Genomic DNA, 17061 nt, shown 5'->3' with positions numbered 1-17061 from the left:
GCCGAACCGGTCGAGGACCCTGGTCGTGGCCACGGGGGTTGGCGCCCGGGTCGGGGACCAGGGCCGGTGACCAGGGTCGGTGACCAGGGCGTCCGACGGGCGCGGACGACGGTGGCGCGGCCGCACCGTGGAGGCACCACCACCGATCCGGAAAGGAGACGGACCACCATGTCCGACTCAGTGCTCACTCCGCCCGTCGTCGATCTCGCCCGCGACCGAGGACGTTCCCTCTTCGCGCGGACGATGGGCTACGTCGCCGCCACCGCCGCCCTCTTCGCCCTCGGCGCCTCCTGGGGACAGGACCTTCCGAGCGCCTGGGGCTTCGTCGCCTTCCTGGGCGCCTTCGCCGCGCTCGTCGGGATGGGGTTCGCCCGACGACGGTCCTCCGACCTGTCGGTCGTCCTTCTCGCGGCGGTCGGCCTGCTCCTCGGCGTGGGGTCGGCCCCCACGCTCGCGGCGTACGCCAGCACCGATCCCCAGGCGCTCTGGCTCTCGGCGGCTGCGACGGCGCTGTTCATCGCCGGCTTCGGCGTCGCCGGCTACTCCACACGACGTGATCTGTCCGGGCTCGCGCGGGTGTCGTCGTGGGCCCTCGTCGGGCTCATCGGGTTCGGCATCGTCCTGGTGTTCGTCACTATCCCGGGCGGAACGCTGGTCTACTCCGTCGTCGGGCTCGTCGTCTTCGCCGCGTACACCCTCGTCGACTTCCAGCGCCTGAGCCGGTCGACCGACGTCGACTCGGCACCGTTGATGGCGGCGAGCATCTTCCTCGACATCCTCAACGTGTTCCTCTTCTTCCAGCAGGTCTTCTCCCGGGGCGACTGAGGCCCACGACAGCGACGTCCCGTCGTACGAGGCTGTACGACGGGACGTCGGTCTGTCGGTCTACTCGAGGACGAGCTGGCGCAGGTTGGACCGGGCGACGTCCAGGACGGTGCTGCCGTCGCCGTCGAGCACGCTGCGGGTCGCCCAGAGCGTGAAGCCGGCCGCCTCGTGGGCGGTGATCCGTGGAGGGACGGAGATCTCGTGCCGCACGGTCGAGACGTCGACCACGGCGGGCCCGGGATGGGCGAACGCCTCCGCGAGCGCGGCGTCGAGCTCGTCGGGGTGCTCGACGCGAACGCCGTGCACCCCGACGGCCCGGGCGACCTCGGCGAAGCTCGGGTTGGTCAGGTCGGTGCCGTAGTTGACGATGCCGTCGGCCTTCATCTCCAGCTCGACGAACGCCAGCGCCCCGTTGTTGAGGACGACCACCTTCACCGGGAGCTGCTGCTGGCGCAAGGTGAGCAGCTCGCCCATCAGCATCGCCAGGCCGCCGTCGCCGGAGAAGGCGACCACCTGCCGCTCCGGGAACGCGGCCTGGACGCCGATCGCCTGGGGAAGGGCGTTCGCCATGCTCCCGTGGGTGAAGGAGCCGATCAGCCGGCGCCGCCCGTTCGTACGGAAGTACCGCGCCGCCCACAGGGTCGGCGTACCGACGTCAGGAACGAGCACGGTGTCAGGAGCCGCGAGCCGGTCGACCGCTGCCGCGACGGTCTGCGGGTGCAGCGGCCCGTGCGTGCGCCCCGGTCCGGCCAGCGTGTCGAGGCGGCGGCGGGTCCGTCGGTAGTGGTCGGTCATCCGCCTCAGGTGGGCGTCGCTGCGGTCGTCGTGGACGAGGGGGAGCAGCGCGGCGACGGTGTCCGCGACCGTGCCGACCAGCGGCACGTCGACCGGGACACGGCGACCGATGTTCTCCCCACGGACGTCGACCTGCACGACGCGGGCGCCGTCGGGGTAGAAGGGCCGGTACGGGAAGTCCGTGCCCAGCATCAGCAGGGCGTCGCAGTGCTCCATCGCCTGGTAGCCGGAGGTGAACCCGAGCAGACCGGTCATGCCGACGTCGTACGGGTTGTCGTGCTCGACGAACTCCTTGCCGCGCAGCGAGTGCACCACGGGTGCCTTGAGACGTGCGGCGAGGGCGACGACCTGGTCGTGCGCGCCCTCGCAACCGGCGCCGGCGAGGATCGTGACGGCCTGCGCGTCGTCGAGCAGTGCGGCTGCCTGTGCGAGCGCGTCGTCCGACGGTCGTACGGTCGAGGACGTCGGGAGGACCGACGTGACGGGCTCGTCCGGCGCCACCTGCGTGAAGAGCTCTCCGGGGACGACCAGCACGGCGACGCCGCGACGCTCCAGCGCCGCCCGCATGGCGGTCCGCAGCATCCGCGGGAGCTCCTCCGCCACGCTCACCATCTCGGAGTAGACGCTGCACTCGCGGAACAGCTCCTGCGGGCGGGTCTCCTGGAAGTACCCGCTGCCGATCTCCGCGCGCGGGATGTGGGCGGCGATCGCAAGGACCGGGACCCGGCTCCGCTGGGCGTCGAACAGCCCGTTGACCAGGTGCAGGTTGCCGGGTCCGCAGCTGGCCGCGCACACGGCGAGGCGGCCGGTGACGGCAGCCTCGCCGGCGGCGGCGAACGCGGCGGTCTCCTCGTGCCGCACGTGCTGCCACGCCACGGAGCCGTCGCGCCGCAGCGCCTCGGTGAGCCCGTTGAGCGAGTCGCCGGGAAGGCCGTAGAGGCGGCGGACTCCCGACGCCTTCAGCGTGGCGACCAGCGTGTCGGCGAGTGTCGACGCCCTCATCGCACGGCCCTCGTGCGCCGTCTGCCCCGGAGCAGCGTGAAGGCGCTCGCCGTGGTGAGTCCGTACACGAGGTGAGCGGACAGGTCCTTCGCGAGCGTCGCGCGGTCGTACGTCCAGATCGGGCGGTAGAGCTTCGCCGCCGGGAGCACGGCGTACCCGAACGCCCAGACTCCGACGCCGAACGGGATCCCGTGGCGGACCCGCGCTGCGGGCAGCGACCCGGCGACGACCCCGAACACCGCGCCGTTGAGCGCGCCGTACCCGGCGTGGGTGACGTTGTTGACGAACGCGGCGCGGCGGTCCGGGAGGCGGCGAGCGAAGAGGCCCTCGACCAGCCGCCTGCCCACCTGCGCCGGCGCGGGTGCGTCGTCCCAGGTGCGGACGTCGCGGGAGAGCTCCCACCCGAGGAAGTCTCTGGTCCCACCCCCGCGGCGGTACCGCCCGTACAGCAGCCCGTCCATGGCGAGCGTGCCGGCGGCTCCGGCCAGGGCTCCTTCGACGACCGCACCCAGCGGCGTCACGGACCGGGCGGTCGTCCGGGCGGACGGTCGGCTACTGCTCATGGGAGTCGATCCCTTCGTTGCGTGACCCGACCGCCGTCGCCGTGCTGCGGAGCGCCTTGGTGAGGACCCCCTTGCCGACGGAGGCGAGCAGGGCACCGACGATCCGTCCCTTGAGGTTCTTGCCCTCCCGGACGACGACCGCGTCGATGCGCGTCCCGCCCTCGGCCAGGGGCGTGAGGGTGTAGACGTGACCCGACCTCCCGCCCCAGATGTTGGAGTCGGTGGTGGTCATGACCACACGGCGAGGGTCGGACCAGTCGTAGTGGAGGCGCTCCCAGATCCCGCCGGAACCCTCCGTGACGTCGGCTTCGTGGGCGCCCTGGCTGTGGACCTCGAGGTAGTCGTCGGCGCTGTTCGAGAAGATCTCGGACCGGCCCGGTCCGAAGTCGACCAGGCTGGCCAGGACCTGCTCCGGGGTCGCGGTCGTGGTGGCGTTGAGATGGATCGTCGGCATGGTGCTCATCCCTCCAAGAGGCTTGACTGCTGTGAGAGCGAGCCTCGCGGTGCCACGCGCTCCCTCGAGCCCGTGAGACGCCCTGGTCCGGACGACACGTGCGTGCGGGCGCCGGGGCGGAGGTCGGTCACCCGGCAGATCAGCGCGTCGAGCAGCAGCCTGGCCTCCAGCCCCACGATCATCGCGCCGGGCCACCGGCCCAGCGGTGCACGACCTCGACGATGACGGGGTCGCGCCTGGGCTGCTGACGGTGTCGCCTCGAACATTCCTGCTCCCTTCGCGGTCGCCGCTCGGCAACCTCGGGGAACACGGTTCCGGGAAAGGCGGGGGTGACTCGCCCGGCAGGCACACGGGCGCACGCACGGGTTCGGGAGCGTGCCGAGACAGCCCGTCACCCTGGTACGCCCCGGTGTGATACTTGCGGGCATGCTGACCTTCGCGCGGGCGCGCGCATGAACGGACTCCGCGTCGTGGTCGCCGACGACGACGTGCTGCTTCGCGAAGGGATGGCGAGCCTCCTTGCTGCTCCGGACTTCGAGGTGGTCGGGCAGGCGGGCGACGGGGCGGGGCTGCTGGAGCTCGCCCGCGAGCACCGGCCCGACCTGGTGATCGTCGACATCCGGATGCCGCCGACGTACACCGTCGAAGGGCTGAGCGCAGCAGCGGTGATCCGCGCGGAGCTGCCCGAGACCGGCATCCTCGTCCTGTCGGCGCACGTCGAGGTCGATCACGCGCTCACCCTCCTCGGCAGCGGGCGCGGCATCGGCTATCTGCTCAAGAGCCGGGTCGTCGCCGTCGACGAGTTCCTCGACAACGTCGAACGCATCGCTCGGGGCGGTTCGGTCGTCGACCCGGCCCTGGTCCAGGAGCTGGTGTCCGCGCAGCACCGCGAGGATCCGCTGGACGTGCTCAGCGACCGCGAGCGCGACGTGCTCGCGCTCATGGCGCAGGGCCGCTCGAACTCGGGGATCGCCCAGCAGCTGTGGGTGACCGAGGGGACGGTCGAGAAGCACGTCCGCAGCATCCTCCTCAAGCTGGACCTGCCCGAGGCGGAGTCGGACAACCGTCGGGTGCTCGCGGTGATGAAGTTCCTGGAGTCGCGGTGAGCAGCAGGTGGGAGCGGATGCTCCACCCCGGCGACCCGCGCCGCGGTGACGTCGCGTGGCCGGTCCCGGCGCTGGCGGCGGTCGCCGTCGGGCTCGCCCTGCTGCTGTTCAGCGCGGTGTCGCTGCTCCTGGTGTTCGTCGGCGGCACGATGGTGGCGGTCGTGCTCGCCGCGCTGTGCGTGGTGCTCGTCTTCCGGACGGCGCACGCCGGCCTCGACCTGTACGCCGTCCCGCTGGCGCTCGCGTCGATCCTCGCGTTCGACTTCTTCTACCTGAAGCCGCTGCGGACGTTCAGCTTCCCGGACTTCCAGAACTGGGGCGCGCTGACGCTCTACCTCGTCGTGATCGTCCTGGTCTGTGCCGTGAGCGCCCGCACGCGCCGTCGGATGATCTCCCTCGACGAGGCCCAGGCCGCGCTGAACGCCGAGATGTCGGCACTGCGGCGGATCGCGCGGCTGACCACCGCCGACGCGTCACCGTCCGAGGTGTTCGCGGCGACGGCCGAGGAGGTCGGACGCCTCGCGTCGCTCGAGGCCGTGCGCGTGCTCGAGTTCGCCGCCGACGGCAACGCCACGGTCGTCGCCGCGTGGGGCACCCCCGGGGTGCTCGACGTGGGCGACCAGCTGCCGCTCGACGGCGACAGCGCGACGATCCGTGTCCTGCGGACGGGGGAGCAGTCACGGCTCGACACGTACGACGTCCCTCACGGCCCGATGGCCGACCGCGTCCGGGCCGGCGGCATCCGGTCGGCGGTCGGCTACCCGATCTTCCTCGGCGGTCGGCTGTGGGGCGCGCTCTCGGTGGGATCGTTGAACGACGGTCCGATCTCCGCGGCCGTCGAGGCACGCGTGGCCGACTTCACCGAGGTGGTCTCGGTGGTGTTCTCGAACGCGCGCGACCGGGCGGCCCTGATGGCGTCCCGGTCCCGGATCGTGGCCGCTGGAGACGACGCCCGCCGGCGTCTCGAGCGCGACCTGCATGACGGCATCCAGCAGCGGCTCGTCTCCCTCGCGCTCGACGTCCGTCGCGTGCAGTCGCACGTCCCGCCCGAGCTCGACGGCGTACGCACCGAGCTGCAGGGCCTCGGGACGACGCTCGCGGACGTCGTCGAGGAGCTCCGTGAGGTGGCTCGCGGCATCCATCCCGCCATCCTCGAGACGGGCGGGCTGCGGGCAGCGCTCCGGTCGCTGGCCCGGCGGTCGGGACTGCCCGTCGTCCTCGACGTGGACGTCGACGGCGACCTGCCGGACACGGTCCAGGTCGCGGCGTACTACCTCGTCTCCGAGGCGATCACCAACGCGACCAAGCACGCCCGGGCCACCGAGGTGCAGGTGCGGGTCGCGCGGGTGGCCGACGACCTCGCGATCGAGGTGTGCGACGACGGGGTCGGTGGAGCCGATCCCGCCCGGGGTTCCGGGATGGTCGGCATGCAGGACCGCGTCTACGCGCTCGGGGGCCGGATGGACGTCACGAGCGAGCCGGGCAGCGGGACGAGGCTGGAGTTCAGTCTTCCGACGGCATGAGCCCGCGGATCGCGTCCGCGGAGATCGCCGACTTGGCGACGAAGCCGGACGCGGGAGAGTCCTGGAGCAGCTCGTCGATCTCGTCGACGTCGCGGGTCGAGATGAGGATCAGCGTCGGGCCGCCCGGTCGGGCCAGCCGGCGTACGACGTCGAACCCGCTCTCGTCGCCGAGCCCGATGTCGACCAGGACGACATCGGGCGTCAGGCGATCGCAGAGGTCCACCGCCTGGGCTGCGTCGGCAGCGGATCCCACGACGGTCAAGCCTTCCCCATCCAACAGCGCTGTGGCCGCGGCGATGTAGACAGGACTGTCGTCCACGAGCGCGACTCTGATCTGCATGAGTCCAGGATGGTCGGGCGGGCCCTTCCGAGGCATTGCGGCTAGCCGGAATCCGATGCGGGTGATCGCGTCGCGACTACCGGTTAACCGGTAGTGCCGGTGGAGGGCGGCCACCATCGCGGTCTGGCGGGTGACGGCGACGACGCGGCCTGCGCGGTTTCGCGATGCTTGCAGGGCCGGGATCCTCACTGGAAGGCGAAGCCCATGAACTGCGTCACGAGTCCCTCGTCCGAGCTCGGGCGAGCACTGGTCGGCCGTCAGCACGAGTGCCGCGCGCTCGACGAGGTCGTCGCGGAGGTGCACCAGGGACGTGCGCGGGTCGTCGTCCTCCGCGGCGAGCCCGGCGTCGGCAAGACGGCCCTCCTGCGCTACCTCGCGGACCACGCGCACGGGTGCACCGTGCTGCGCGCCTCCGGCGTGGAGTCCGAGATGGAGCTCGCGTACGCCGGTCTGCACCAGCTGCTCGCTCCGCTCCTCGGTCTCGTCGACCGCCTTCCCGAGCCGCAGCGCGATGCGCTCCGGGTCGTGTTCGGCCTGAACGGCACGGGCGCCCCGGACCCCTTCCTCGTCGGCGTCGCTGTGCTGGGACTCCTGTCGGAGTCGAGTGCTCAGCGGTCCTTGGTCTGCGTGGTCGACGACGCGCACTGGCTCGACCGGGCGTCCGCCGAGGTGCTCGCGTTCGTCGGACGACGGCTGGCGGCGATCCCGGTCGGTCTCGCTTTCACGGCGCGACCGGAGGACGAGGGCGATCTCCTCCGAGGGCTCCCCGAGATCCCGGTGACCGGGTTGTCGGACCGTGAGGCGCGCATGCTGCTCCAGTCCGTCGTTCACGGGCCGCTCGACGAGGGGATCCTTCGGCGGCTCCTCGCGGAGGCCGACGGGAACCCTCTCGCCATCCTCGAGCTGCCCCGCGGACTGGCACCCGGAGACCTCGCGGGCGGTTTCGGCATGCTCGGGGTGGGCGGGCTGCCCAGCCGGATCGAGCTCAGCTACCAGCGTCGGCTCGAGCCGCTGACGGCGGCGACCCGTCGTCTGCTCCTGATCGTCGCCGCCGAGCCGAGGCAGGACGCGGTGCTCATCTGGCGGGCGGCGGCGCACCTGGGCCTCGGACCGGACGACGCCGTACCCGCGGTGAACGAAGGACTGGTCGACTTCGGCGGTGAGGTGCGGTTCAGCCACCCGCTCGTGCGCTCGACCGTCTATCGGACCGCCTCGCCGGAGGAGCGCAGGGCAGTCCACCGAGCGCTCGCCGAGACGACGAGTCACGAGCTCGAGCCGGACCGGCACGCGTGGCACCTGGCGCAGGCGACCGCGGGTCTCGACGAGAGCGTGGCGGTGGAGCTGGTCAGGTCGGCTGGTCGTGCCCTCGCCCGCGGTGGCCTCGCGGCCGCTGCGGCGTTCAGGGAGCGCGCCGCCGCACTGACACCCGACCCCGCCCGTCGCGCCCAGCGTGCCTTGCGGGCGGCCCAGGCTCGGTTCCAGTCCGGCGCGCCGGACCGTGCCCTGCAGCTGCTGCCGATCGTGGAGGAGAACGACGCCGAGGCCATGCTCGCGGCCGAGGTCTACCTGCTGCGTGCGCAGATCGCGGCGGCGCTGGGGAACCAGCACGCCGAGTCGCTGCTGTCGGCGGCGCGCCGCCTCGAGCCGTTGGACCGGACGCTCACGTCGGAGACGTACCGCGACGCGTTCGAAGCAGCGCTCATCAGGGGGAGGGTGGCACGCCGCGACGGCGTGATCGACGTCGCGAACGCGGTGCGGGCCGCGCTCCCGGGGTCGTCGGTGCCCGACCCGACCACCGGACTGCTCAACGGGTTCGCCCGCACCGTCGTGGACGGGTATCGCTCCGGTGCCCCGCTGCTGCGCGAGTCGTTGGCCGCGCTCGCCGCGACCGACCTGTCGACGGAGGAGATGGTGCGCTGGCTCCCGCTGGCGACCCGGATGTCGCACGACGTGTGGGACGAGGGGCGGTGGCGCGACCTCTCGGGCCGGATGATCAGCATCGCTCGGGAGAGCGGCCGGCTGCGCATGCTCCCCGTCGGGCTGCTCTCACGCAGCGCGCTCGAGCTCTTCACCGGCAACCTGCCCGCCGCGAGGGACGCGGCGCGCGAGTGCGCGGCGGTCGTCGCGGCGACGAACCACCCGTCGCCGCCGTACTGGGACCTCGTGATCGCGGGGTGGTGCGGCAACGAGCAGCGGGTGGTCCGCCTGATCGCGGACGCCGCCGCGGACGCCACTGCGTACGGCGACGGCCAGTGGCTCACCGCGTGCGCGTGGACCACCGCCGTGATGCACAACGGGCTCGGCGGGTACTCCGAGGCACTTCTCGCGGCGGAGGACGGCAGCGCGCACCCGGAGGAGCTCGGGCTCGCCAGCTGGAGCGCGGTCGAGCTTGTCGAGGCCGCCGCGCGCGCCGGTCTGCCCGAGCGGGGACGCGAGGCGCTGCGCCGGATCACCGACGCTGCGGACGCGTGCCGCACCGACTGGGCACTCGGGATCGCGGCCCGTTCGCGCGCGCTCCTGGCCGACGGCGCGGAGGCCGAGGCGGACTACCGGGAGGCGATCGAACGCCTGGGACGCACCCCGCTCCGCTTCTTCCTCGCGCGCGCCCATCTGGTCTACGGCGAGTGGCTCCGACGCGAGAACCGGAGGCTGGATGCGCGCGAGCAGCTGAAGGTCGCCCACGAGATGCTGGCCGAGATGGGGGCCGACGGCTTCGCGGGCCGCGCCCGGCGGGAGCTGGCGGCAACCGGCGCGACAGCGCGTCGCCGCTCCGTCGAGACCATGACCGACCTGACCGAGCAGGAGTCCCAGGTCGCTCGACTTGCAGCCCAGGGCCACACCAACCCGGAGATCGCGGGCCAGCTGTTCATCAGTCCCCGCACGGTCGAGTGGCACCTGCGCAAGGTCTACTCCAAGCTCGGCATCAGCTCCCGCAAGGAGGTCCAGCGCGCCCTCGTCATGGACCTCGAGCGGGTCACGGCCTGACGGACGGGCGCACGAGAGGAATACGCTGGCTCCGTGGCACAGCGGAGCCCGCTTCCGAGGGCCGCGGCCTGGGCAGCCGTGGGCCGCTGCGTCCTGACGTCGATCGCCATGCTCGTACGGCGTGACGTCCATCTGCCGAAGCCGAACGTCGGTCGGCGGATCTCGTTCGCGAACGGGACGACGGGACGGGTCTACCGCGAGACCACGGTGCCCCGCACACCCGTCGAGCCTTGCGTTCTCGTGGTGTCCTTCCGGCTCAGGGCCGTGCGTGGTCGCCGCGGCCACGCACTGTTCCGGGCCGAGAGCATCCTCAACATGCCGCTGTTCGTCGGTTTCCCCGGCTTCGTCTCCAAGCTGTGGCTGGCCCACGACGCCAACGGCATCTACCGAGGCGTCTACGAGTGGGACGGACCAGGCCAGGCTGAGCACTACGCGCGGTCGCTGTGGCGCGTCCTCGCGCTCGTCAGCGAGGCCGACTCGATCGACTTCCGCGTCCTCCCGGGGCTGCACCGCGACGACGTCCTCGCCGATCCCGCGCAGGTGCCGTCGCAGTCGCTGGAGGAGGCGAGCGCTTGGTGGCGCGTGGTCGAGGCGGCGTGACCCGAGGCGTTCCGACCCTGCCCCCTCAACTCACAGCTCGTCGTCGGTGACGTCAGCGTCCTCGGGGTGCGGCGTGACGACGAGCGGGCATGCGCACGCGCGGACGAGGGCGCGGGTGACCGACCCGAGGGCGAGCCCTCGCGGCAGCGGACGCGTCCGCCGTCCGACGACGAGCAGGTCGCTCGACGCGCTCGCCGCGGACAGTGCCTGGGCTGGGCGCTCGTACTCGACGACGACCTCGCACTGCACCTCCGGGTGGCGTTCGCGCCAGGGGGCGAGCTCCTGGTCGAGGTGGCGCTGCGTGGTGTCGCGCCACGTGTGCTCGCTGGTCCTGCTGAAGATGATGTCGTCGTAGAGGACCGGCGCGCGCCAGGCGTGGAGCGCGGTCAGCGTCGCCTTGCGCTCCTGCGCCGTCGGGAAGGCGAAGTCGATCGCCTCGGGGGAGAGGGCGGTGTCGTCCAGGCCGACGACGACTCGGTTGTGGGTCGTCGCGTGGTCCCAGCCCGCAGGCACGATGACGACCGGGCACGAGGACCGTGCCGCGACGGCGTTGCTGATCGATCCGGTGAACACGCGCTCGACAGCGGAGAGGTCGCGCCGTCGCAGGACGACCAGCGCGGCCTTCCGTGAGGCGATCAGCAGCGACGCCACGATTCCGGCCTCGGCGAGGTGGGTACGGATGTCGACCGCATCACCGACGATCGTTCGCAGGCGTTCGGACGCCTCGGCGAGGAGCTCACGACCGACGTCGCGCCGGTCCTCCTTGCTGATCAGCGGATGCGTGGCCGGGTAGTCGGATTGTCCCGGTACGCGTGGACCAGCAGGATCGGGCGGCCTTGCCGCTCGGCCTCGCCGGCCGCGAACCACAGGGCAGCGTCGTCCTCGGTCGCTGATGCGACGCCGACGACCACGGGTGCTTCGTTCGTCCTCATCTCTGTCTCCTCTCATCGCGCACCGATCTCGACCCGTCGTCCCGTGACGGACACCGGGTCGATGCGGGCCAGCAGGGGACGCTCCCCGTGCGCCCACGCGTTGAGCCGCCGGAGGTCTTCCGGACGGACGTCGTCCGGCTCAGCCGTGCGGCCGCGCCCGGTGATGACGACGCTCCAACCTCGTTGGTAGAGGTCGTCGTGATAGTCGGCTTCGAAGGCGACCTCGTCGACCCCGTCGCACAGCGCGGCCAGCGGACTGCTCAGCGACGTGCGGATCACGATGCCGCCGTTGCTGACGCGGTAGTTCAGCGGCAACAGCTCGACGTGGCCGTCGCGCACGAACGCGATCCGGCCGACGGTCTGCGTGTCGAGCAGCGACCAGCACTCGGCCTCGCTCAGCACCGCTGTATCCAGCATGGTCATCGTTCCCCCCACGGGTGTCGGTGACACGATCGTGCGCCCGTCGTACGCGGGCGTCCACGGCCGAAAGGCCCGTCGAACCGGGACGGAGGTCCCGGTCGTACGGCGGTGGTGGGGGAGTGGCTCGTCAGCGAGGGCGGCGGTCAGGCCGTCGTGGTCTGGCTCTCGCCGGTGGGGTCCACCGCGGCCGCGTCGTCGAGGTCGGGGCCGCCGAGCGGATCGGATCGCCACGCGTCGAGCACCCAGTCCGACGGTTCGCCGACGAGGGTCGCCATCCCGGTGTTGAGCAGTGGCAGTCCCGGCGGCACGTCCGGGCCGAGTGTCGCCGTCAGGGCAGTGAACACCCGGATGGCTGCGCCGTGCGAGACGACCGCAACGGTGTCGTCGCCGTCGTGCGCGGACAGGAGCGACGCGAGCGCCGACCGATAGCGAGCGAGGAAGGCGTGACCGTCGTGCCCGCCCGGCATCACCTCGTCGAGGTTGCCGCCCACCCACTGCGTGAGGCAGTCGATGTACGCCTGCCGCGAGGGCGGGTCGCTCTTCATCTCCAGGTCACCCGCGGAGATCTCTTCGAGCCCGGGCTGCACCACCACCGACAGCTGCCGTGCTGCGGCCAGCGGCGCAGCGGTCATCTGCGTGCGGACCAACCGCGACGCGTACACGGCGGCGACCGGCTCACCGGCCAGCGCCTCCGGGATCGCCTGCGCCTGGGCCTGGCCCAGCGAAGTCAGCTCGGCGCCGGGGATGCGGGTGTCGAGCGCCCCGCTGGCGTTGCTGGTGGTCTGGCCGTGACGGATGAGGAGCAGTCGCACGCACTCGATCGTACGGACGCGGTGGGTGGGAGCGGCCGCGGGGCGTTGCGCTCGAGGGAGCCGGATCCTGAAATCGCTGAGAACCGGACGGGACTTCTCGCGGATGCGCACGAATGCTCGAAATCGCCATACAAACGTCGTGCACCGAGACCACCTGCAACCGACTGGTTCGTCTTTTGTACCGACCAATCGGTCGGTACGATGGTGTGATGTCCTCCGCTCCCGACGTCATCCGCGCGCCCCGGCGCGCCTGGGCCGCCCTCGGGGCGCTCACGCTGGCCGTCCTCATCCTCGCGATCGACGGCACTGTGCTCGCGCTTGCCGTGCCGTCGCTGACGGCCGAGCTCGACGCGACGGCCACGCAGGTCCTGTGGATCGGCGACATCTACTCGTTCGCACTGGCCGGGCTTCTGGTGACCATGGGTAACGTCGCGGACCGCATCGGGCGCAAGCGCCTGCTGCTCCTCGGCAGCGCAGGCTTCGGCCTGGCCTCGCTGCTCGCGGCATTCGCCCCGACGGCCGAGCTCCTCATCGTGGCGCGGGCGCTGCTCGGCATCAGTGGCGCGACGATCATGCCGTCGACGCTGTCGATCGTGCGCAACCTTTTCGAGAACCGTACGGAGCGGGCCCGCGCGATCGCGATCTGGAGCGCCGGCGCCACGGGCGGCGCCGCGCTCGGCCCGCTGGTGGGCGGTGCGCTGCTCGAACACTTCTGGTGGGGGTCGGTCTTCCTCATCAACGTGCCGGTGGTTCTTCTCGTCCTCGGCTTCGGTGCGCTCCTGCTGCCGGAGTCGCGCAACCCGCACGCGGGCCGGATCGATTTCACCTCCGCGCTGCTCTCGATGGTCGCGATCGTGCCGGTCGTCTACGCCGTCAAGCGCGTCTTCGGCGGCGACCTCGACCTGGCCGTGGCCGCCTCGGCATCGCTGGGCCTCGCCGCAGGCTGGATCTTCCTGCGACGCCAGCGCAGCCTCGACACTCCGCTGATCGACGTCGCGCTCTTCCGACGTCCCGCGTTCTCCGGCGCGGTGGCGGCGAACGGGCTGGCGATCTTCGCCTTCAGCGGCCTCCTCTACTTCTTCTCGCAGTACCTCCAGCTCGTCCGCGAGTACAGCCCGTTCGAGGCCGGGCTGCGCGAGCTGCCGGCGACGGTGGCGTCGATCGCCGTCATCGGGCTGGTCGGCCTCATCCTCCGCAGGCTCGGCGCCGGACGGGCGATCGGCGGTGGCCTCGCAGTCGCGGGACTCGGCCTTCTCGTCCTCGCATGGGGCGAGGGCATGGAGGGCTACGCCGCGATCGGGGTCGCGCTGGCCGTTATCGGCCTCGGTGTCGGGGTCGCCATGACGCTCTCCACCGATGCCGTGGTCGCCGCCGCGCCGAAGGAACGTGCGGGGGCTGCGTCGGCGATCGCCGAGACGGCCTACGAGCTCGGGGTGGCGCTCGGGATCGCGGTGCTGGGTGCGCTCACCACGGTCTTCTACCGTGCTCGTCTCGATCTCCCGGCCGCGGCGGACCCCGACATGGCGGACGCAGCCCGTGAGTCGCTCCCGGCTGCCGTGCACGCGATCGACCCGACCGCGCCCGGGGGTTCGGATACGCTGGGCGCCGCCCAGGCGGCCTTCGCCAGCGGCATGCAGAGCACGTCGATCGTCGCCGCCGTGCTGCTGTTCGTCGCGGCGGCAATCGCGTGGCGGGTCATTCCCTCGGGTCGCTCGAACATCGACAGCCGTGAGGTCGAGGAGGTCCGGACGGCATGACACGGGACAAGGAGCGCACACGCCGCGCGATCCTCGACGCGACTGAGTCGCTGGTCATCGAGCGCGGAACCGATGCCAGCCTCGCCGACATCGCGAAGTCAGCCGGCGTCTCGAAGAGCGGACTGCTGCACCACTTCCCGAGCCGCGACGCCCTGATGCACGCGATGGCGGTCGACGTTCTCGAGCGGTTCCGTACGGCCGTCCACCAGCGTGTCGACCTCTCGGAGAACCGGCCGGGCAAGCTGCTGCGCGGCTACGTCAGGGCGCTCTTCGACGAGGAGGTGGCGTCGTACGCGGTGCTCTTCCCCGGCTTCTGGGGGCTTCTCGCCTCCGCGAGCGACCTCACAGCGCTCTCGCGCGACGACGAGGAACGCTGGCTGAGCGACCTCACAGCGGACGGGCTGGAGCCAGAGCTCGTGACGGTCGTGCGATTCGCCGCCGAACGCGCCGCGGCGACGCCTCCCGCCGAGCTCGCCGTACTCTCGGCCCGACAGATCGACCTCTACGGCACCCTCCTCGCGATGGCCGAACCCGACGCCGGGTGACGGCGAGCGCTTCGACGTTCGGAGGCGCGTCGGCGGACCGATCAGTTCCCGCGTCGAGGACGGTCGTACACCGCATGAGCCAATTCCTGCTGTCCGTCCCGCACGACTCCGACGAGGAGCCGACCATGGAGACCATGGACCCGGCCGACCTTGAGGCGGCGATGGCTGCCACCGGCGCGATCATCGAGGAGCTGACGTCGACCGGCGCCTTCGTCTTCGCCGGTGGGTTGATGCCGCCCTCGAGCGCGATCACCGTCGACAACACCGGCGAGTCGCTGAGCAAGGTCAACGGCCCGTTCGTCGAGGCTCCCGAGTACCTCGGGGGTTTCTGGGTGATCGATGTCGCCGACGAGGAGGCAGCCGTCGGCTGGGCTGCTCGGGCGTCGAAGGCTCTCGGTGGCCGGATCGAGGTCCGGGCATTCCAGGTGCCGGCTGGCGAGTGAGCTCGGTCGACGAGCGAGGGCCTGACGAGGCCGCGCTTCAGTCCGTACCTACTAGTCCGCTCTCACGCGTCGGGTGTCGTAGGCCCACATCGCGATCTCGACGCGGTTGCGGGCGCCGAGCTTGGTCATCAACGAGGCGACGTGGGTCTTGACCGTGCTCAGGCCGACGAAGAGCTCGGTGGCGATCTCGGCGTTGGTCCGGCCCCGCGCCACCAGCGCGAGCACTTCCTCCTCGCGCTCGGTGAGCGGGTCGATGGGCTGGACCGGTGCCGCCGGCGCCTGGTCGGCGAAGGTCGCGAGCAGTCGGCGGGTGACGTTGGGGGCGATCAGCGCCTCCCCGTTGGCCGCCGCGTGGATGGCCTGCACGAGGAGCTCGGGCCCGGCGTCTTTGAGCAGGAACCCGCGGGCGCCCGCGCGGAGGGCGCCGAGGACGTACTCGTCGAGGTCGAAGGTGGTGATCACGACGACCGCCATCGGGTCCGTCACGTCTGGCCCGGCCAGGCGCCGCGTCACCTCCACGCCGTCCATGCCGGGCATCCGGATGTCGACGAGGAGGACGTCGGGACGCAGGTTGGTCGCCAGGTCGAGCGCTGCGAGCCCGTCTGCCGCTTCCCCCACGACCTCGAGGTCGGGTTGCGCGCCGAGGATCATCACCAGCCCGGTCCGGACCAGATCCTGGTCGTCGGCGACGACGACACGAATGCTCATGCCAGCGCCTCCACCGGCAGCACGGCCTCTACCACCCAGCCGCCTTCCGGCCCTGGCCCCGCGGAGAGCGATCCGCCGAGGAGCTGGGCGCGTTCGGCCATGCCCAGCAGGCCGAACCCAGGCTCCGGAGCCGGCCCCGGCTCGGTCCTTCCGTCGTCGCTGACACGCAGCCTGACGGCGTCGCCCACCCGGCGTACGTCGATCCCGACGCGGGTCGCCCCCGGGGCGTGCCGTACGGCGTTGGTCAGCGACTCTTGCGCAAGCCGGTAGAGAGCGGCGTCCACAGGTCGCGCCAGCCGGGTCAACGAACCGTCCAGCGAGACCTCGACGGTGGGCGTCGCGTCGGCGCGCGCCAGCGCCGGCAGGTCCGCGACACCCAGCTGCGGGGAGTAGGCGGCGGCTTCCTCCTCACGCAGCACCCGCACCATGGATCTCATCTCCGCCAGGGTTCGCGACGCTTCTGACTCGATCGCGGCCAGGATCTCGGCAGCCTTCTCAGGCTGGGTGCCGGCGACCACGCCGCCGGCCTGCGCCTGCACCGCGATCGCCGAGACGTGGTGGGCCACGATGTCGTGCAGCTCGCGCGCCAGGGCCACCCGCTCCTGACTGCGGATCTCGCGCTGTCGGCGATGCCAGAGGTCCGCCCGGTAGCGGAACACCGCCGCGACGGCGACGACCAACAGCAAGAGGACGCTTCCGCCGAAGACGTCGGCCCAGCCCGCGGAGGTGGCGTACATCCCCAGCGCGACGACGACGGTCACGTACGCCGTCCCCACGACGATCTCCCGTCCCGAGCCCCAGCGCACCAGGGCGTAGAGCAGGATCAGGACGGCAATCATGGAGTCGAGGCCGAGGTCCTTGGTGTGCGTGGTCAGCTGGAGAACCGAGAGCAGCCCGGCGACGCCCCACCCGACCAGGGCGGTTATCAGGGGGTGGCTCCGCCGCCAGAGCAGCGCAGGGATCAGCGCCAGGGCAAGCACCGTCACAAGGGGGCGCCAGGCCACGTCCGGCCGAACGATGCCCTCGACCACGGCGGCGGCCGCGAACACACCCACCAGCAGCCAGTCGAGACGACCCACGGGTGGGGCGTCTGCAGGCCGCGGCTCATGCCAGAGGGAGCGCCAGACAGTGACCACGGCTCCAGCCTAGGGATCGGCGCGCCTCGGCGTACCGGCCGAAAGAACGAGAGAGAGACCGTCCCATCGGCCGGGTGAACTCCGGCCTCCGGGCCGAGGTGCCCGCCGTCGAGCT

The 17061-nt window shown here is 71.8% G+C and carries 18 protein-coding genes; 8 read left to right on the top strand and 10 right to left on the bottom strand.

Annotated elements, in window-relative coordinates:
• Positions 1-168 precede the first annotated feature (168 nt).
• Complete coding sequence (locus tag ACQSSQ_RS20550; protein ID WP_431328996.1) at positions 169-825, top strand: Bax inhibitor-1/YccA family protein; 657 nt, start codon at positions 169-171, stop codon at positions 823-825.
• Between the two features lie 60 nt (positions 826-885).
• Here the strand turns inward: ACQSSQ_RS20550 and poxB are convergent, their stop codons facing one another.
• Genes poxB through ACQSSQ_RS20535 form a run of 3 tightly spaced genes read right to left on the bottom strand, consistent with a single transcriptional unit; the run spans position 886 to position 3639 of the window.
• Complete coding sequence (gene poxB / locus ACQSSQ_RS20545; protein WP_431328995.1) at positions 886-2622, bottom strand: ubiquinone-dependent pyruvate dehydrogenase; 1737 nt, start codon at positions 2620-2622, stop codon at positions 886-888.
• Positions 2619-3185, bottom strand: a complete 567-nt coding sequence (locus tag ACQSSQ_RS20540) for a hypothetical protein (protein WP_431328994.1) — start codon at positions 3183-3185, stop codon at positions 2619-2621. The genes poxB and ACQSSQ_RS20540 overlap by 4 nt, the downstream gene beginning before the upstream one ends.
• Positions 3175-3639 (bottom strand): SRPBCC family protein, encoded by a 465-nt coding sequence (locus ACQSSQ_RS20535; protein WP_431328993.1) that lies wholly within the window; start codon positions 3637-3639, stop codon positions 3175-3177. The genes ACQSSQ_RS20540 and ACQSSQ_RS20535 overlap by 11 nt, the downstream gene beginning before the upstream one ends.
• 452 nt (positions 3640-4091) lie before the next feature.
• On the opposite strand from ACQSSQ_RS20535, the gene ACQSSQ_RS20530 reads away from it, so the two are divergent.
• Positions 4092-4745 carry a response regulator gene (locus tag ACQSSQ_RS20530; RefSeq protein WP_431328992.1) on the top strand — a complete coding sequence of 218 codons (654 nt, stop codon included), beginning with the start codon at positions 4092-4094 and terminating at the stop codon, positions 4743-4745.
• A complete protein-coding gene (locus ACQSSQ_RS20525; protein WP_431328991.1) occupies positions 4742-6268 on the top strand; it encodes a sensor histidine kinase in 1527 nt (508 codons plus the stop codon). Before ACQSSQ_RS20530 ends, ACQSSQ_RS20525 begins: the two co-directional genes overlap by 4 nt.
• On the opposite strand, the gene ACQSSQ_RS20520 is transcribed toward ACQSSQ_RS20525, so the two are convergent.
• The gene (locus ACQSSQ_RS20520) at positions 6249-6608 is read right to left on the bottom strand and encodes a response regulator (protein ID WP_431328990.1); all 360 of its coding nucleotides are present in this window, start codon (positions 6606-6608) and stop codon (positions 6249-6251) included. The genes ACQSSQ_RS20525 and ACQSSQ_RS20520 overlap by 20 nt on opposite strands.
• 204 nt (positions 6609-6812) lie before the next feature.
• Here ACQSSQ_RS20520 and ACQSSQ_RS20515 point away from each other — a divergent pair, with 204 nt between their 5' ends.
• Both ACQSSQ_RS20515 and ACQSSQ_RS20510 read left to right on the top strand, forming a co-directional pair.
• Positions 6813-9593 (top strand): helix-turn-helix transcriptional regulator, encoded by a 2781-nt coding sequence (locus ACQSSQ_RS20515; protein WP_431328989.1) that lies wholly within the window; start codon positions 6813-6815, stop codon positions 9591-9593.
• Positions 9594-9626: 33 nt separating this feature from the next.
• Positions 9627-10193 carry a hypothetical protein gene (locus tag ACQSSQ_RS20510; RefSeq protein ID WP_431328988.1) on the top strand — a complete coding sequence of 189 codons (567 nt, stop codon included), beginning with the start codon at positions 9627-9629 and terminating at the stop codon, positions 10191-10193.
• A 30-nt stretch (positions 10194-10223) separates the two neighbouring features.
• Here ACQSSQ_RS20510 and ACQSSQ_RS20505 read toward each other — a convergent pair whose 3' ends face one another.
• The 4 genes from ACQSSQ_RS20505 to ACQSSQ_RS20490 all read right to left on the bottom strand — a co-directional run bounded on the left by ACQSSQ_RS20505 (position 10224) and on the right by ACQSSQ_RS20490 (position 12357).
• Positions 10224-10964, bottom strand: a complete 741-nt coding sequence (locus tag ACQSSQ_RS20505) for a universal stress protein (protein ID WP_431329366.1) — start codon at positions 10962-10964, stop codon at positions 10224-10226.
• Positions 10964-11125 carry a hypothetical protein gene (locus ACQSSQ_RS20500; protein ID WP_431329367.1) on the bottom strand — a complete coding sequence of 54 codons (162 nt, stop codon included), beginning with the start codon at positions 11123-11125 and terminating at the stop codon, positions 10964-10966. The genes ACQSSQ_RS20505 and ACQSSQ_RS20500 overlap by 1 nt, the downstream gene beginning before the upstream one ends.
• A 12-nt stretch (positions 11126-11137) precedes the next feature.
• A complete protein-coding gene (locus ACQSSQ_RS20495) occupies positions 11138-11548 on the bottom strand; it encodes a pyridoxamine 5'-phosphate oxidase family protein (protein WP_431328987.1) in 411 nt (136 codons plus the stop codon).
• Between the two features lie 140 nt (positions 11549-11688).
• Positions 11689-12357, bottom strand: coding sequence for a histidine phosphatase family protein (locus ACQSSQ_RS20490; protein WP_431328986.1), 669 nt, complete (start codon positions 12355-12357; stop codon positions 11689-11691).
• Positions 12358-12566: 209 nt separating this feature from the next.
• Here ACQSSQ_RS20490 and ACQSSQ_RS20485 point away from each other — a divergent pair, with 209 nt between their 5' ends.
• The 3 genes from ACQSSQ_RS20485 (at position 12567) to ACQSSQ_RS20475 (ending at position 15102) form a co-directional block, all read left to right on the top strand.
• Positions 12567-14114 (top strand): MFS transporter, encoded by a 1548-nt coding sequence (locus ACQSSQ_RS20485; protein WP_431328985.1) that lies wholly within the window; start codon positions 12567-12569, stop codon positions 14112-14114.
• A complete protein-coding gene (locus ACQSSQ_RS20480) occupies positions 14111-14659 on the top strand; it encodes a TetR/AcrR family transcriptional regulator (RefSeq protein ID WP_431328984.1) in 549 nt (182 codons plus the stop codon). Before ACQSSQ_RS20485 ends, ACQSSQ_RS20480 begins: the two co-directional genes overlap by 4 nt.
• A gap of 74 nt (positions 14660-14733) precedes the next feature.
• Positions 14734-15102 (top strand): YciI family protein, encoded by a 369-nt coding sequence (locus ACQSSQ_RS20475; protein ID WP_431328983.1) that lies wholly within the window; start codon positions 14734-14736, stop codon positions 15100-15102.
• 51 nt (positions 15103-15153) lie between these two features.
• Here the strand turns inward: ACQSSQ_RS20475 and ACQSSQ_RS20470 are convergent, their stop codons facing one another.
• The gene (locus tag ACQSSQ_RS20470) at positions 15154-15810 is read right to left on the bottom strand and encodes a response regulator (protein ID WP_431328982.1); all 657 of its coding nucleotides are present in this window, start codon (positions 15808-15810) and stop codon (positions 15154-15156) included.
• Positions 15807-16889 carry a sensor histidine kinase gene (locus ACQSSQ_RS20465; RefSeq protein WP_431328981.1) on the bottom strand — a complete coding sequence of 361 codons (1083 nt, stop codon included), beginning with the start codon at positions 16887-16889 and terminating at the stop codon, positions 15807-15809. The genes ACQSSQ_RS20470 and ACQSSQ_RS20465 overlap by 4 nt, the downstream gene beginning before the upstream one ends.
• Positions 16890-17061: the final 172 nt, after the last annotated feature.

The organism is Mumia spirodelae (genome assembly GCF_050632745.1).
Taxonomy (GTDB): Bacteria; Actinomycetota; Actinomycetes; order Propionibacteriales; family Nocardioidaceae; genus Mumia.
The sequence above is the reverse complement of the archived record's forward strand: the minus strand, read 5'-3'. Positions and strand labels throughout refer to the sequence as shown.

Bases quoted from the DNA above. Each gene is read 5' to 3' on its own strand.
- poxB (WP_431328995.1), bottom strand. From the start codon at position 2,622: ATGAGGGCGTCGACACTCGCCGACACGCTGGTCGCCACGCTGAAGGCG.
- ACQSSQ_RS20500 (WP_431329367.1), bottom strand. From the start codon at position 11,125: ATGAGGACGAACGAAGCACCCGTGGTCGTCGGCGTCGCATCAGCGACC.
- ACQSSQ_RS20520 (WP_431328990.1), bottom strand. From the start codon at position 6,608: ATGCAGATCAGAGTCGCGCTCGTGGACGACAGTCCTGTCTACATCGCC.
- ACQSSQ_RS20550 (WP_431328996.1), top strand. From the start codon at position 169: ATGTCCGACTCAGTGCTCACTCCGCCCGTCGTCGATCTCGCCCGCGAC.
- ACQSSQ_RS20515 (WP_431328989.1), top strand. From the start codon at position 6,813: ATGAACTGCGTCACGAGTCCCTCGTCCGAGCTCGGGCGAGCACTGGTC.
- ACQSSQ_RS20540 (WP_431328994.1), bottom strand. From the start codon at position 3,185: ATGAGCAGTAGCCGACCGTCCGCCCGGACGACCGCCCGGTCCGTGACG.
- ACQSSQ_RS20530 (WP_431328992.1), top strand. From the start codon at position 4,092: ATGAACGGACTCCGCGTCGTGGTCGCCGACGACGACGTGCTGCTTCGC.
- ACQSSQ_RS20470 (WP_431328982.1), bottom strand. From the start codon at position 15,810: ATGAGCATTCGTGTCGTCGTCGCCGACGACCAGGATCTGGTCCGGACC.
- ACQSSQ_RS20495 (WP_431328987.1), bottom strand. From the start codon at position 11,548: ATGACCATGCTGGATACAGCGGTGCTGAGCGAGGCCGAGTGCTGGTCG.
- ACQSSQ_RS20480 (WP_431328984.1), top strand. From the start codon at position 14,111: ATGACACGGGACAAGGAGCGCACACGCCGCGCGATCCTCGACGCGACT.
- ACQSSQ_RS20475 (WP_431328983.1), top strand. From the start codon at position 14,734: ATGAGCCAATTCCTGCTGTCCGTCCCGCACGACTCCGACGAGGAGCCG.
- ACQSSQ_RS20485 (WP_431328985.1), top strand. From the start codon at position 12,567: ATGTCCTCCGCTCCCGACGTCATCCGCGCGCCCCGGCGCGCCTGGGCC.
- ACQSSQ_RS20535 (WP_431328993.1), bottom strand. From the start codon at position 3,639: ATGCCGACGATCCATCTCAACGCCACCACGACCGCGACCCCGGAGCAG.